General features: G+C 57.6%; 14 protein-coding genes and 1 tRNA gene. 5 read left to right on the top strand and 10 right to left on the bottom strand.

Annotated elements, in window-relative coordinates:
- Positions 1 to 12: 12 nt before the first annotated feature.
- The 3 genes from ASU33_RS16520 to ASU33_RS16510 form a co-directional block, all read right to left on the bottom strand.
- Positions 13 to 303, bottom strand: a complete 291-nt coding sequence (locus ASU33_RS16520; RefSeq protein WP_059071939.1) for a DUF4834 family protein — start codon at positions 301 to 303, stop codon at positions 13 to 15.
- A complete protein-coding gene (locus ASU33_RS16515; RefSeq protein ID WP_059071938.1) occupies positions 303 to 1073 on the bottom strand; it encodes an FkbM family methyltransferase in 771 nt (256 codons plus the stop codon). The genes ASU33_RS16520 and ASU33_RS16515 overlap by 1 nt, the downstream gene beginning before the upstream one ends.
- Before the next feature lie 72 nt (positions 1074 to 1145).
- Positions 1146 to 1607: a hypothetical protein gene (locus tag ASU33_RS16510; RefSeq protein WP_059071937.1), complete on the bottom strand. Its 462-nt coding sequence runs from the start codon at positions 1605 to 1607 to the stop codon at positions 1146 to 1148.
- 155 nt (positions 1608 to 1762) lie between these two features.
- Here ASU33_RS16510 and ASU33_RS16505 point away from each other — a divergent pair.
- Positions 1763 to 1838, top strand: a tRNA-Thr gene (locus ASU33_RS16505).
- Between the two features lie 64 nt (positions 1839 to 1902).
- On the opposite strand, the gene ASU33_RS16500 is transcribed toward ASU33_RS16505, so the two are convergent.
- Together ASU33_RS16500 and ASU33_RS16495 are read right to left on the bottom strand one after the other, a co-directional pair.
- On the bottom strand, positions 1903 to 2172 hold the full coding sequence (locus tag ASU33_RS16500; protein WP_059071936.1) for a hypothetical protein: 270 nt from the start codon (positions 2170 to 2172) through the stop codon (positions 1903 to 1905).
- A 192-nt stretch (positions 2173 to 2364) separates the two neighbouring features.
- On the bottom strand, positions 2365 to 2772 hold the full coding sequence (locus ASU33_RS16495; protein WP_216818574.1) for a hypothetical protein: 408 nt from the start codon (positions 2770 to 2772) through the stop codon (positions 2365 to 2367).
- Positions 2773 to 3071: 299 nt separating this feature from the next.
- Here ASU33_RS16495 and ASU33_RS16490 point away from each other — a divergent pair, with 299 nt between their 5' ends.
- Both ASU33_RS16490 and ASU33_RS16485 read left to right on the top strand, forming a co-directional pair.
- Positions 3072 to 3671: a C40 family peptidase gene (locus ASU33_RS16490; protein ID WP_059071935.1), complete on the top strand. Its 600-nt coding sequence runs from the start codon at positions 3072 to 3074 to the stop codon at positions 3669 to 3671.
- A gap of 174 nt (positions 3672 to 3845) precedes the next feature.
- Complete coding sequence (locus ASU33_RS16485; RefSeq protein WP_059071934.1) at positions 3846 to 4631, top strand: YkvA family protein; 786 nt, start codon at positions 3846 to 3848, stop codon at positions 4629 to 4631.
- Between the two features lie 86 nt (positions 4632 to 4717).
- Here ASU33_RS16485 and ASU33_RS16480 read toward each other — a convergent pair whose 3' ends face one another.
- From ASU33_RS16480 to ASU33_RS16460, 5 genes are all read right to left on the bottom strand, one after another.
- Positions 4718 to 4990, bottom strand: coding sequence for an acyl carrier protein (locus ASU33_RS16480; protein ID WP_059071933.1), 273 nt, complete (start codon positions 4988 to 4990; stop codon positions 4718 to 4720).
- A gap of 121 nt (positions 4991 to 5111) precedes the next feature.
- A complete protein-coding gene (locus ASU33_RS16475; RefSeq protein ID WP_059071932.1) occupies positions 5112 to 8627 on the bottom strand; it encodes an efflux RND transporter permease subunit in 3516 nt (1171 codons plus the stop codon).
- A gap of 100 nt (positions 8628 to 8727) precedes the next feature.
- Positions 8728 to 9930 carry an efflux RND transporter periplasmic adaptor subunit gene (locus ASU33_RS16470; protein ID WP_286130615.1) on the bottom strand — a complete coding sequence of 401 codons (1203 nt, stop codon included), beginning with the start codon at positions 9928 to 9930 and terminating at the stop codon, positions 8728 to 8730.
- A gap of 51 nt (positions 9931 to 9981) precedes the next feature.
- Positions 9982 to 11526 (bottom strand): TolC family protein, encoded by a 1545-nt coding sequence (locus ASU33_RS16465; RefSeq protein WP_059071931.1) that lies wholly within the window; start codon positions 11524 to 11526, stop codon positions 9982 to 9984.
- Between the two features lie 33 nt (positions 11527 to 11559).
- Positions 11560 to 12195, bottom strand: a complete 636-nt coding sequence (locus ASU33_RS16460; RefSeq protein WP_286130614.1) for a TetR/AcrR family transcriptional regulator — start codon at positions 12193 to 12195, stop codon at positions 11560 to 11562.
- A gap of 226 nt (positions 12196 to 12421) precedes the next feature.
- On the opposite strand from ASU33_RS16460, the gene ispF reads away from it, so the two are divergent.
- Positions 12422 to 12901 carry a 2-C-methyl-D-erythritol 2,4-cyclodiphosphate synthase gene (gene ispF, locus ASU33_RS16455; RefSeq protein ID WP_059071929.1) on the top strand — a complete coding sequence of 160 codons (480 nt, stop codon included), beginning with the start codon at positions 12422 to 12424 and terminating at the stop codon, positions 12899 to 12901.
- A 122-nt stretch (positions 12902 to 13023) separates the two neighbouring features.
- The gene (locus ASU33_RS16450) at positions 13024 to 14721 is read left to right on the top strand and encodes a M28 family peptidase (protein WP_059071928.1); all 1698 of its coding nucleotides are present in this window, start codon (positions 13024 to 13026) and stop codon (positions 14719 to 14721) included.
- The last annotated feature ends 156 nt before the right edge of the window (positions 14722 to 14877 follow it).

Below are 14877 nucleotides of genomic sequence, written 5' to 3'. Positions count from 1 at the left end.
AAGGTAGTCCGATTATTTCACTTCCTCGAAATCGACGTAATCGCCGCCGCGGAAATTCGTATCGGGCTGGCGCTTGGCCGTTGGGGGCACGTAATCAACGCGTACTTCGCCATCGGCAGCGCGGCTAGGCCCGCTCGAGGTTGACGGCGCGGCAAACGGGTTGCCATTAGGCCCGAACACCACGCCGCCTTTGCGCATCTGCCGCTTTACAAACGCACTGAGCGCCCAGCGCAGCAGCGCAGGCAGCACCAGCCGCAGTACCATGGCAATGAGGAAAGTGATGAGCAGGAAGTTGATGAACATTATCGATCAGCGGGGTAGTAGGGTTGAAAGTAAAAGTCGCGGTCGGCGGGTGCAGTAAGGACCTCGGCCGGACAAGGTACTAACCGAGACGCAGCATCCTTGGTTTCCAGCACGTACGGGCGGTACCCTAAGTCGGCCAGCAAGCCAGCCACGCGTTGGCGGTTCTCCAGACCGTTCAGCTCGGTTTGGATAACGGGCCGGTGCCGCCGCAGCGTGTCCTGCATGTGCCGAAATACTTCGTACTCGAAACCTTCTACGTCGCACTTAATAAAGTCGAGCCGTTCGAAATCGGCCAGCAGCTCGTCGGGTACGCGCATTTCCACGTCGTAGTATTGCCCGTACTGCTCGGTGGGGCTGCTGTCGGTTACTTTGGTCATGCCGTGGTGCAGCAGTCCGTTACGGGCGGGCGTGCCCATCTTCACCGTAGCGTTTTGGCCACCTAGGGCGTAGGGCAACAGCAGCAGGTTGTCGTAGCCGCTCAGCCGTACGTTGTCTTGCCAAATGTGCTGAAACAGCGGCACCGGCTCCACGGCCAACACCTTGCCCTGCGGCCCCACCAACCGCGACAACGCCACGGAGTAGTAACCGAGGTTGGCGCCGATATCGAGGCACACGTTGCCGGGCTTTACCAGCTTTTCCAGAAAAAACAGCTCGGGGTACTTCGCGCGCCCCCACCCCAGTGCCACCAGCCGCAAATACACGTGGCTGGCCAGGCGGATGTAGCGCTCGAAGCCCAGCGTGCCAACCAATAGTTTGCGCAGTGCTTTCATTGCGGGGCAAAGGTAAGCTTAGGCCCAGCAACTAGGCGCTTGAGCAAACCAAGGACTCTGGGCAACCAGCTACTACTTACCCAACCGGCTCCACAGCCGCGACATACCTGCCGCGGCCAAACCACCTAGGGTATACCACGCTACCGTCATGAGCTGGGTTTGCGGAGTGCGGTTGCTAGGCCCGTCGCCCAAACCCATAGGGCCCGGCAGCAACACGCCCCCTACCCCGGCAGCCACACCTAGGGCGGCGCCGCGTATCCAGGCATCGGAGCCGCTGCCCACCAAGCTATAGTACAGGCCGTTCACGAGCAAGTCGCCGGCCATGGTGGTATTGTATAAAGTCTTATGATCAGGCTGGGGCACGTTGGCTGCCGCCAACATCTTGCGCAGGCCGCGCATACCGAGCACATCCATACGCGGAGCATCAGGCGTCAGCTCGCGGGCGGTCTGGTGCACCAGCGTGAGCGTGATAGAACCTACAATACCGCTTACTAGCGCTTGCAGCAAATCGTCGGACTGATCGGAAGTGGCCATGGAATAACCTTTAGGTGAAGTGTCAGCTTACCCAACGCGGCCGGCAAATCTGGGGTTGGGTGTGAAAGCTGAATTTTTCAGCAGCCGTTTGCGTCCATTTATCACAACCGTTTATATTTGCAGTCCCGTTAGGAGTACTCTCCGCCGCGGAAAATGCCTACATAGCTCAGTTGGTAGAGCAGCTCATTCGTAATGAGCAGGTCGCAGGTTCGAGTCCTGTTGTGGGCTCCACAAGCAAAATGGCCCGCCTCTGCGAAAGAGGCGGGCCATTTTGCTTTTAACCAGGTTGCTACACCTAGGCGTTGCGCTTGTTCATGGCTTTGCTCAGCCAGCTGATGCCAGCAGCCAGGGCCAAGCCACCCACCACTTTCTGGGTGGTGCTTAGCTTGTTCAGCTGGCCAGCAGCCGAGTCGCCAAAGTTTTTCAGGGTGTTGTTCAGGCCGCCCATCATGTTGCCTTTCTGCGATGCCGCCGGATTGGCGCTGTTCTCTTGTTGGCCCGGGCGCGACGAGCTGTTGGCGGTACCTAGGAAGTCGGTGTTATTGGAGGTGTTTTGCGTAGCCATGGTTGCGAAGGTTTGTGTGATTTAAACATAGACCGGAGTTACCAGCCTCAGTTACACGCAACTATTCGTAAAACAAGCCAGCGAGGTTTCAAACAATTGGCAGCTACCTTACTCAATTCTAGTGTGCGGGCTGGTATAAACAGCTAGATGATTGTTACTAGCAAGCTCTTCTTTCAGTCGTGGCCCAACGCATCACACCACCACATCGGGCCGGGCATCCGTTGCCGAGGCACGCTCCGAACCGCCTCGTCCAGGGCCTTGCGGCGGAGTAAGCCCAAGCCACACGGCCACCTGTGGCGCGTCGCGACGGCCGGCTTCGCGGGCTTCAACCTCGAAGCGGTTGGCATAGTAGCCTACTCGCGCCGACTCTACCAAGTACTTCCACAGGAAACTTAGTAGGCCATGCTCCTGCACCTGCCGGATGTGGCATAGCTCGTGCGCTACCCAAGAGGCATCGCGCAAAAAATCAGTGCGCGTTACGCCGCTTAAATGAATAGTATGCCCAAGTACCATGGCCACGTTCGGCTGCCTTAGCTTCCAGCGGGCGATGCGGGCCAAGGGCGAGTTTTCGACTATGCGGGGCAGTTCCAAAGTGCTCATGAGGAAAGCAGGCGTTTATACGAGCTAATTGCCTAAAGGTTAGGAAGCTAAGTCGAGCTTTGAACATTCAATGAATAGAACATTACGAGGAAAATACGCCATTTTTAGCTCAAAAGCTTGGACGTCTTCTGGTTGGGGCTTAGTTTTACGATATCGGGGGAGATATAACTTATCCAAACCGAAGTTCAACGAACTGTTTTTATCACCTTCTCAAACAGCTGTCTTAGAGAAGAAAAGTACGCCACCCGGCCCGTTAGGGCCGCCGCTCGGGAGCGGAACCAAACCCCACACGTCGGACAATGAAGAATACCCTTTTGTGTTGCCTCGCCGCTGTTTCACTGGCTCTTTCTTTTTTCTTCGATTACGCTCCTGATGGGAAAGCCGCTACGGCGGTTGGTGCTACCGGCCCCATTGCCGAAGCCTCCCTCTTTACCTTCCCCGACGGCGACAACCCCGCTTCCTTCCGCGATTCGCTGAACGTTGGCTATTACTCGCAGGCCCTCGGCATCAAAGCCGATTTCGACGACAACGCCAGCCTGCTCCGCACGATTACTGAGTGGTTGGGTACTCCCTACCGCTTCGGCAGCAACAGCAAGAAGGGTACTGACTGCTCAGGATTTGTAACCCGCGTGTTCAAGGAAGTATACGGCATTAACTTGGTACACAGCTCGCGTTCCATGTTCAACAACGTGAAGCGCGTAGGCAAAGACGAAATGCAAACCGGCGACTTGGTGTTCTTCCGCCGCGGCCCGGGCCAACCTATCTACCACGTTGGCATTTACTTGAAAGACGGCAAGTTTGCTCATTCGGCTACCAACGGCGGCGTAATGGTAAGCTCACTGCAACAGCCTTACTACCAGCGCAACTTCTACGCTGCCGGCCGCGTCAACGTAAACTAACGAGGCACTGCCCTACCATCGTCAGAGCCCTTGCCCTACAGGCAGGGGCTTTTTGTTTGCGGCCACTAGTGCCACCTAATAACTATTTTGCCCCGTAATAGTATTAGAACGGCAACCAGCACTCGTACTACTAGTGTTGCTGAGCCAATATTCTCTCTTCACCTGCCTAGCTGTATGGCTACCAATCAACCCAACGGCGAGCAAGTTGCCTCGTCGCCAATTTTCAAAGGTTTCTTAAGCAAAGCCGAAAGTTACCTCCGGCAGCCCCTGCGCATTAAACAGTTGCTCGCCGATGCTTACCACAAAGCCAGCGAGAAAAAAGAACTGGGCCACCTCGCCCAAGAAGCTTGGGACAGCCTGCAAACGCTTTTCCGGTTGGTTCGCTCGGCTGCTTCGGGCGAGTACCGCGGGGTGCCTACGCCTACCGTACTTGGCGCAATTGCGGTGCTGATCTACTTTATGAGCCCCATTGACCTCGTGCCCGACTTCATTCCTGTTGTCGGTTTGCTTGATGATGTAGCCTTGTTGGCGTGGTTTACTAGCACTCTGAAAAACGAAATGGACAAGTTTGAAGATTGGGAGCGTACGCGCGCCCAGCCCTTAGCTGCTGGCACTAGCAACCTAGGCGCCGAAAAGGGTGCCACCAACCAGCCCTTGTCGGGCACGGCGGCTGCCGCTCAAAACCTCGAGAAAGCCGAGCATAGCGTAACCAGCGGCCCGTTTGTCGAAAACTCCGAATCGGCGAAGCGTGCCGGCCGTGCCGATTTGCCCGGCGGCTCGCAGCCCGACCCGGCCAACCAAGTAAGCGACGCCCACCCTGAAGGTAGCGTAGCCGACACCCACCAACCCGACCTGGACATCAAACCCAACCCTAACGTGGAGGGCGCCAGCACGGCCGGCAGCCGCGACCCCAAAAGCGGCGGCATGCGCGGCGGCGATACCGGCGGCAACGTACGCTAGCATAGCTGTTATAAATAAAAAAGGCCCGCATACCTCAGCCTGAGGTATGCGGGCCTTTTGCGTAAAGCCCTAGGTGCTTACACCGACTACTGAGCCTTAGAGCCCCCTAGGTGTGCGGCCACGTAGCGCACAAAATCGCGCACGGTGTTCAGCGGCACCTCGTCGGGGATGGTGATGTGGAAGCGGCGTTCGAGCTCGAGAATGATATCAACCACATCAACCGTATCGAAGCCTAGTTCGCGGCTGAGGTTGCTTGATACACGCAGGCGGCTAGGCTTGATAGCCTTCCGCTTGCTAATGATGCGCAGCACTTGTTGTTCGATGCTGGCAGGGGCGGCGGTAGTCGTTCGGGTTAACATGGCGTGAAACGACAATTAGAACGGAAAGAGGTAAGGAAGATTGCCCGCTTTGGCCCCGACCTCAGGCCGAGGAGCCATAGGTCGGAGCCGGATTGAGCACAAAAGGTTGCAATGCTGGAGCTTAGTACTCGGCCAAAATCGGCGGGCGGGCAGCCGAAATCTCTTCTTCGTCTACTTCCTGCGGCACGTTAGCATCGGGGTCTTTGCCCGTCACTTTGCCCTTCAGCGTTTCGCTAAGCAGGTACATAACCGGTACTACTACCAGCGTAATTACCGTAGCGAAAACCAGACCGAAGATGATCGTCCAGGCCAGCGGCCCCCAGAACACCACCGATTCACCACCGATGTAGAACATGGGGTCGAAGGCAGCGAACATCTCGTAGAAGTCCACGTTCAGGCCGATAGCCAGCGGAATCAGGCCCAGCGTAGCAGCCGTGGCCGTCAGGATTACCGGGTTCAAACGCGTGCGGCCGGCCAGTACAATGGCTTCGCGCATCGGCATGCCTTGGCTGCGCAAGATGTCGGTGAACTCCACTAGCAGAATGCCGTTTTTCACCACGATACCTGCCAGCGCGATGATGCCTACGCCCGTCATCACGATGCTGATGTTCATGCCCGTGATGGCCAAGCCCCAGAATACGCCGGCAATGGAGAACAGCACTTCGGATAGGATGATAACCGGCTTGCTGAACGAGTTAAACTGCATTACCAGGATCAGGAAGATCAAGGCCAGAGCACCTAGGCCGGCGATGGGCAAGAAGTCGGAGGTTTCCTTCTGGTCTTCTTGGGCACCACCCATTTTAATGGTGTAGCCGGCAGGCGTCGGGTAGGCCTTTAGGGCCTGCTCGATGTTGCGCACTACATCGGGACCAGTGAAGCCGCTCAGCACGTTCGAGGAGATGGTGATAACACGCTTCACGTCTTTGCGCTTGATGCCGCCGTAGGTGGTGCCGTATTTCACGTCAGCAACCGACGAAATCGGCACTTGACGCATCTGGCCGGTGGCGTCGCGGAACGTTAGCGGCGAATTCAGGACGGCGTTAACGTCTTCGCGGTAGGGCTTGGCGTAGCGTACCTGAATGGGATACTCGTCGTCGGGGGTTTTGAATTTACTGGCCTCCGAACCGTAAATGGCCGTACGCACTTCCACACCGATTTGCGCCGTGCTGATGCCTTCGCGGTTGGCACGCACGCGGTCGATGTTCACGGCAATTTCGGGGTTACGGTCTTCTAGGTTCGAGCGCAGCTGCTCGATGCCGCCGATGTTTTTCGAGTTGATGTAGCGAATAACATCCTTCGACAGCGCCGCCAGTTTCGGGTAGTCGTCGCCGGCTACCTCAATGGCAATTTCCTTACCCGTGGGCGGGCCGCTCGATTCTTGGTCAACCGAAATCTCGGTACCGGGAATACCTTTAACCACCTCGCGAATTTTGTCCATGTAGGTGCGGGTGCTTGGGCCCGTACGCTCACTCAACTCCTTAAAGGCTACAGCCACCTTGGCCAAGTGCGACTGCGACACACCCGAAGCCGTGGCTTCGCCGGGGTCGCCGGCACCAATGGCAACGTTGGTAATTACCGATTCTACGTCGGGGTTGCTCTGCCCAATTACGCCGTAAATACGCTTCTCCAGAATGCGAGCGACCGAGTCGGTAACCTCTACGCGGGTACCCACCGGCATTTTCAGATAGGTGTACACGAATTTGGGGTCACCTTTCGGGAAGAAGTCAACTTTGGGGCTGCGGATGCCCACGGCCACAAACGAGCCGATGAACAGAAGCACCACGCCAATCATTACCAGGGCTGGGTGGTTAATGGCCCACCGCACCAGGTTAGCATAGCCGTTCTGGAAGCGCGGCAACGCCCGTGTCTGGAACCAAGCAATGCCCTTATTGAACACGAACATGTTCAGCCAGATGAAGGCTGCAATAAACAGCGACAGGTTGCCCATGAAGTGACCGTGCTCTTTGAAGAAGCCAGGCGACTCAGCCCCCTTAGCTACTGCCGCAGCGCCTTCAGCACTAGCTTCGGTGTGGCCACCGATACCCACCAGGTTGAACAGCACACCTAGGCCCACCAGTGCAGCCGTCCAGATCAGTAAGTTACGCGTCACTTTGGGCTTGCTGTGCTCGGCGTGGTGGTCTTCGCGCTCCATGAACGACACGGCAAACACCGGGTTCATGATGAAGGCCACAATCAACGACGACATCAGCGTCAGGATCAGCGTCACGGGGAGGTAGAACATGAAACTACCTACAATACCCGGCCAGAACATCAACGGCACGAACGGCGCCACCGTGGTGAGCGTGCCAGCTAACACCGGTACGAATACCTCGCCGGCGGCAAACTTGGCTGCTTGCGCCGTGGTCAGGTGCGGGTGCTCGTGCAACAGACGGTGGGTGTTTTCGATAACCACAATGGCATCGTCGACCACAATACCCAGCGCCAACAAGAAGGCGAAGAGCACAATCATGTTCAAGGCGAAGCCGAACATCGGCAGCACCAGGAAGGCCAAGAACATCGAAATGGGTACCGATAGGCCTACGAACATGGCGTTGGTGGTACCCATGAAGAACATCAGAATCACCGTTACCAGGATGAAGCCGATGATGATCGTGTTGATCAGGTCGTGCAGCGTTACGCGAGTGTCGTTGGAGGTGTCGCCCGTGATGGTTACGCGCAAGTCGCCGGGCAGCGTTTGCTCGGCCTCTTCCACAATCTGCTTAATCTTGTCGGAAGCATCAATCAGGTTTTCCCCCTGGCGCTTGATCACGTTCAGGGTAATAGAAGGCTTGCCGTCGAGGCGGGCATAGGACTCCCGGTCTTTGAAGGCATCCTGCACGGTGGCAATGTCGCCGAGGCGCACAGCCGAGCCGTTCATGTTCTTCACCTGAATGTCGGCGATGTCGGCGGCATTCACGTACTGGCCGGCCACGCGTACGGCGCGCTTCTGGGCGCCTACGTCGATCGAACCACCCGAAATGGTGATGTTTTCGCGGGCAATAGCGCCCTGAATGTCGGCAAAGCTCAGGCGGGCAGCGCGAAGCTTGTACAGGTCTACGTCAACGTTTACCTGCTGCTCGAGCGCACCAATAATATCGACCCGGGTAATTTCGGGCAGCGCCTCAATGCGGTCCTGGAAATCGTCGGCGAGCTTCTTCAACTGGCTGGCGGGCAAGTTGCCGGCCAGGTTGATCTGCATAATGGGCAGCTCCGAAAGGTTTACCTCCTGTACCGTGGGGGGGGTGGGCAAGTCGTTGGGTAGCTCGTTACCGGCCTTGTCGACGGCGTCCTTGATGAGCTGCTTGGCGTACTGCACGTCGACGCCGGAGTTAAACTCCACGTCCACGATGCAGTAGTCTTGGTTCGAGGTGGAGTTGATCTTCTTCACCCCGTTCACCGACTTAATTTCCTTTTCGAGCTGGCGTGTTACCAAGTTCTCGATATCGGTTGGCGAAGTACCCGGGTAGACCGTGGCCACGATAATGCGCGGAATCACGATATCCGGAAACTTCTCCTTGCCCAGCTTGATGTAGGCAAACACACCCGCTATGCAGAGCAGCAGCGTGATGATGTAAATACTCGTCTTGTTATTGATGGACCAACTGGTGGGTCCAAACTCTTTTTCTATATCCTGCATGAGAAGTCGGAAGCTAGGATGTGATATATCTCGGGCAGCGCGGCCCGGCAGCTTTCCTAGGTAGCCCTAGGTACTGAGCGGGTCGTGCCAGTCCGCCAGCTTACCCGGCTGTGCCGGCAAGAGCCACAGTCTGGCCCTCGTTGAGGTTCTGGTAACCAGCCGAAATCACCTGGTCGTTGGCCTTCAAGCCGCTGGTGATTTCCGTTCTGCCGTTGTAGGTAGCGCCGGTTTGCACCACACGCTTGGCAGCAACCTTTTTACCGCCTTTGTCTTCAACAACAAACACGTAGCTGTTCTCTTCGTCTTTCTGCACCAAATCAACCGGCAGTACCGTGGTCTGGGGCTTGTTGTAGTTCTGAATGCGCACAGTAGCTACCATGTTGGGGCGCAGCTGCTGCGCTTGCGAGCCGTTGAGGCGGAGCTCTACGGCGAAGGTGCGGCTAGCCGGGTTGATGGTGCGGCTTACGGTGCGTACCGTCGACGGAATGTTCTCGGCGCCTAGGTCGGGGATGCTCACCAGGGCCTTGTCGCCGGCCTTGATGTTGGCGGCGTAGTTTTCCGAAACGTCGGCCACGATTTTGTTGCCGGCGCCGCTGATGAGGCGCACCACCGGCATGCCGGGGTTGCCCATTTCGCCTATCTTGGCCGGCACCTCATCCACGGTACCGCTAAAGGGCGCAATCACGTTGTACATGGCGCGCTGCTGCTGCTGGGTAGCCAAGCTGCGCTGCAGCGCCTCGTAGTTGTTCTTGGCTTGCAGGTACTGAATCTCGGTGCCGATTTGCTGTTTCCAGAGGCGGCTTTGCTTTTCATACACGGTGCGGGCCAGGTCGAGGCGGGTGCGCAGCTCGGCAATGCCCGACTCGAGCACGGCGGCATCCTGCGTGGCAATTACTTGGCCGCGGCTTACCCGGTCGCCGCGCTGCACGCGGATGCTGGTGATAACACCGGGCACACGCGGCGATACGTTGGCGTTTTCGTCGAAATCGGCGCGGCCTTGCACCTCGAGGTAGCTGGTGAAGCTTTCGGGCTGCACGTTGATGACCGACACCGGCGTAGCTGCTACGGACGCACCTGCGTCGGCGGCACCTTTACCAGCTTTGGTTTCAAGCTCGGCAATTTTGGCCTCGGTAGCGGCCTGCTCTTGCTTAAGCTTGGCCAGCTCGGCTTGCGGGTCTTTCTCGCCGCCGCAGGCAGCCAAGAAAGCTAATGCTAATACAGCGGCCGAAGTAGTGGATTTCATAGTACGAGTAGCAAAGAACAGCGTGCGGTTAGCGAAAGCCTGCTGGAAAGAACGTTTCATGGTTGAAGTGTTCGCGAGGAGCGTTTGCATGAGGTATCAGGCGCTAACCGCCTATTTGCCCGGCGTCGAGAGCGAACCCGACGCTTTGTTGTAATCGACTTTGGCTACCAGCACATCGTATAGCGCTGCGTAGTAGTTGGTTTGCGCCTGGCGCAAATCGGTTTCGGCCGTAATCACCTCCAGGTTCGAGCCCACGCCTTCCTGGAATTTGATTTTGGCAACGCGGGCCACATTGGTGGCTAAGTCGAGGTTGGCCTTTTGGTTGGCCAGCACGTCGAGCGTGTTCTGCAGCGTGGTTTGCGTTTGGGCGCGTTGCAGATCGATGCTTTGCTGCAGCGTGGTAAACCCTTTGTTTACCTGCTCCAGGGCCAGCTTGCCCTGCTCGATGCTGTACTTTTTGCGGAAGCCGTCGAAGATGGGGATTTGCAGCTGCAGGCCGATGTTGCCGAAGCCAAACCAGTTTTGATTCAGGAAACCAGATTCGGCGCGCGAGTTCGGCCCGCGGAACTCCATCAGGCCACCTAGGGTGCGGTCGGAACCAATGAAACCGTACGAGGCCACGGCGTTGAGCGTAGGCAGGTAACCCGAGCGGCGGTTGCGCACATCTAGCACGGCCAAATCGCGCTGGGTTTCGAGCACCGAATACTCGATGCGGTTGCTGTAGTTGAAGTCGGTGCTGAGGCCCGCGTTGAGGCGCTGGCGCTCGGTTTCGGCATCCACCACGGCACCGTCGAGGTTATCGGTCAGCTCCACGGGCTGGCGCTGATCGAGACCCATCTGAAACTTCAGCAGGGCCACGCTCAGGTCAACGAGGCGCTGGGCATTCTGCTGCTCAATCTTTAGGTTGTTTACCTGCACCTGCAGGCGGTCAACGTCGAGCTTTTCCACGAAACCCTCCTCGAAGGTTTGCTTGGTTTGGTACAGTAGCGTATCGAGGCGCTGCACGTTGCGGGCCAACAGCTGCAGCCGCTCGCGGGCAACCAAGGTGCTGTAGTAGGCTTTCGATACCTGCTCCATCACTTCGATTTCGCTCTGCTGGGTTTGCTTCACCGACAGGGCCTCGTACACCTTAGCAGCCTTAAGACCTAGGAGGTACGAACCGTTGAAGAGCATCTGCGAAGCTTGTACCGAACCGTTACCTTGCCATTGCAAACCAAAAGCCAGCGGCTGCGGCGGCATGGGCACAGCCTCGCGGTAGGCCGGCTGCAGCGTTACCTGCTGGCCCGACTGGGCTGCGTTGATATCGGCCTGGGTAAGGGTAGCTCCCTCGAGCTGCGGGCCACCAAACGCGCCAAAATCGACGAGCGAGCGTTGCAGCTTGTAGTTATCGGTAACCGTGGCCGAGGCGTTGACTTGCGGCAAACCCGTTGCTCGGATTTCACCTACACGCGCCTGCGCCACCTTCTCGTTGATGCGAGTAGCCTGGAGCGTAGACTTGTTCTGCAACGCATAGTTGATGGCCTGCTGCAAGCTTAAAGCCATGGGGGTGCTGGTAGCCACCGGCTGCCCCGTAGAGGGGGTTTGCGCCGAAAGCGTGTGCAGCCCCAGAAAGCCCGGTGCAGCCACAAGCAGCAGCAGGCGAAACGCTTTTTTCATTGCTGGATAGTATAGGAGTTGAGAGCGGGAGACTTACTTAATTTCTTCTTCGACTTCTTCCGTTACCTGCCGGTACTGGTTGATGAGACGGTGCCCCTTGACGGTACAGATGCCGTAGAGGTAGTGCTCGACGGTGGCCAGGTGCAGGCGCTGCAGCTCAAACTGGCGGGGCGGAAACACGCGGCCGTCGAACATCAGCTCTATTTCGGCCAAGCGTAAGCGAGCTATTATTTCAACGTCGAGATCGGCCCGAAACAGGCCCTCTTCGATACCGCGCCGTAGGTTGTCGGCAATCTTGGTTAGAATGAAGGTGTTTTTGTGCTGCTCGAACAGCGCCCAAGCTTCGGGGTAATACTTCTGCAGCTCATGGAAAATGCTCGGATGCACCGTCGACAGCATCTGCTTGTGCCACTGCATTAGGTTAAACATCTCCTCGAGTGCGTTGCTGCCGGTGGCAAATACCAACTCGCAGTCCGACTCCTCGCGCACCAGGTGCTGCTGCATGGTAGCCAGCACGATCTGGTCTTTGTTATCGAACCACTTGTAGAGCGTCTTCTTCGACATGCCTAGTTGCGCGGCAATGTCATCCATTGAAACACTGCGGATGCCGTTGCGCATGAACAGCTCAACCGCCACCTGCAGAATCCGATCCTTTATTTCCGTACTCACAGCACAAAGGTACAATGGAAACTTTTAGTGAACCCAAAGTTTCCATTATTTTTTCGCTATTATTCTGGATTGCTCAGGCGCCTAGTTTTGGCCGACGCACTTCCCTTGCTTTTACCTTACCAACGCGCCCCTTTTTTTGCGCCGAGCTGCACCTAGAGCTCTGTCTCGGCCGTACGCTCTCGGCTCCGTACCTTGGAGTCGCTTTTTTACCATATCGCCTGCTCACATGAGAATTCGCACCGGCTTCGGCTACGATGTGCACCAGCTCCGCGAGGGCCTGCCCTTCTGGCTCGGCGGCATCCAAATCGAACACACCCACGGCGCCCTAGGTCATTCCGATGCCGATGTGCTCATCCACGTTATCTGCGACGCGCTGCTGGGCGCAGCTAACCTGCGCGACATCGGGTTTCACTTCCCCGACACCGACCCGCAGTACAAAGGCATCGACTCGAAGCGCCTACTGGCTGAGGTAATGCGCCTGCTGCGCGAGCGAGGCTACCAAATTGGCAACATCGACTCGACAATTTGCCTGGAGCGGCCGAAGGTGAACCCCCACATTTCCGAGATGAAGCGCGTGCTGGCCGAGGTGATGGGCATTCCAGAGGACGACATCTCCATTAAGGCTACCACCACCGAAAAGCTGGGCTTTGTGGGCCGGCAAGAGGGCGTGGCGGCTTACGCCACAGTACTGATTTTGCAAGCTTAACAAAGCACCTGAGGTTGGGCGGCAACCTTGCCGTATGTCGAGTGTCCTTGCTTGGCAACCTCCCGCGCTACTTCTTATTCACTCACCATTCCCCCACAAGCAGCGCAGCGCGCTGTCTGCCTATGTCACACAAGTCTTTTTACGCGTTTCTGCTGGCTGCCTCGGTAGTAGCCGGACCAGCGGCGGCGCAAGATGCACCTAGCGGCAAACGCAAGGTGAAGGTAAAGCACAAGTCGGAAGCACCGGCGGCTACGGCTGCCCCGGCAGCGGCTGCAGCACCGGCCGCCGCGGCCGCACCCACCGCCGACCTAGCTACCACCTACGCCGGCACCATCACGCAGGACGATTTGCGCAAGCACTTGACGGTGCTGGCCTCCGATGCCTACGAAGGCCGCGAAACCGGCGAGAAGGGCCAGAAAATGGCCGCTGATTACATCGCCAAACGCTTTCAGGAGCTTGGCCTGGTGGGCCCCGTGAAAGACTCGGACAACCCCTATATGCAGCACTTCACGATGGAGCGCAGCACGTGGGCGGGCGGCGCTACCCTGAAAGTGGGCGGCCAGACCTTTAAGTGGATGGAGGATTTCTACGCTTACGGCGGCTCGCCTTTCGAGCAAGAAACCACCGTTCAGCCGGTATTTGCGGGCTACGGCATCGAGCAAGACGGCTACTCCGACTACACGGGCCTCGATGTGAAAGGCAAAGACCTGATCATCCTGATGGGCGAGCCTACCAAAGACGGCAAACCCCTGCTGGGCAAAGACGGTGCTGCCAGCAAGTGGGGCAACGACTACCGCGCCAAGGCGGCTATGGCTACGCAAAAGGGCGCCCGATCGGTGTTCTTCGTGAGCTTCAACCCCAACGACAACTTCGGCAAAACGGCGGCTCGCATGGCTCCTTACCTGAGCCGCCCGAGCATCAACTTCGTGGACGCCAAGAAGGAGCCGCGCGCTGCTACGTTCTTTGTATCGCCGGCCCTAGGTGCTAAGCTGCTGGGCTCTGCCGATGCCAACGTGCGCAAGTACGAGGCGAGCGTAGGCGCGGCCGGCAAGCCCGCTAAAGCCACTTTTAAGCCTGCCAAGTTTGCCATCAAAGCTCCCAAGAAGCGCGAAAACTTCACCACGGAGAACGTGCTGGGCTACCTCGAAGGCACCGATAAGAAGGACGAGCTGATTGTGGTATCAGCTCACTACGACCACATCGGCATTATTAACGGCGAAGTGCACAACGGCGCCGACGACGACGGCTCGGGTACGGTATCGGTGCTTGAAATGGCCGAGGCTTTTGTAAAGGCCAAAGCCGAGGGCCACGGCCCGCGCCGCAGCATCCTGTTCCTGACGGTAACGGGCGAAGAAAAGGGCCTGCTGGGCTCGGAGTACTACTCCGACCACCCCGTGTTCCCGCTGGCCCAAACCGTAGCCGACCTGAACATTGACATGGTGGGCCGCACCGATAAGGAGCACGAAGGCAAAGGCGACTACGTATACGTGATTGGCTCGGACAAGCTCTCCTCGGAGCTGCATAAGATTGTGCTGGCCGCCAACGAGAAGAACGGCGCCATGGATCTGGACTTCCGCTACAACGACCCGAACGATCCAAACCGCTTCTACTACCGCTCCGACCACTACAACTTCGCGAAGCACGGCATTCCGGTGGCGTTCTTCTTCAACGGCGTGCACGATGATTACCACGGCGCCAAAGACGAAGTCGACAAAATCGAATTTCCGAAGATGGAGAAGCGCGCCCGCGTGGTGTTCCATGCGGCTTGGGATTTGGTAAACCGCGACAACCGCATCGCGGTCGACTCGAACAAGCCCTAGGTGACTTCGAGTAGTCGATAGCAAGCACCGGGCAAGGCGGGCTTTGGTAGTAAGCCACTGTCTACCGAGCACCTTAGCCCAAGCTGGTTATCGGCTACTTACTCTTAACGGCCCGGCTGGTATACTACCGGCCGGGCCGTTGCACTTAGCAGGAAC

The organism is Solirubrum puertoriconensis (genome assembly GCF_001483135.1).
Lineage (GTDB): Bacteria > Bacteroidota > Bacteroidia > Cytophagales > Hymenobacteraceae > Solirubrum > Solirubrum puertoriconensis.
This window is presented reverse-complemented; position numbering and strand designations above follow the sequence as displayed.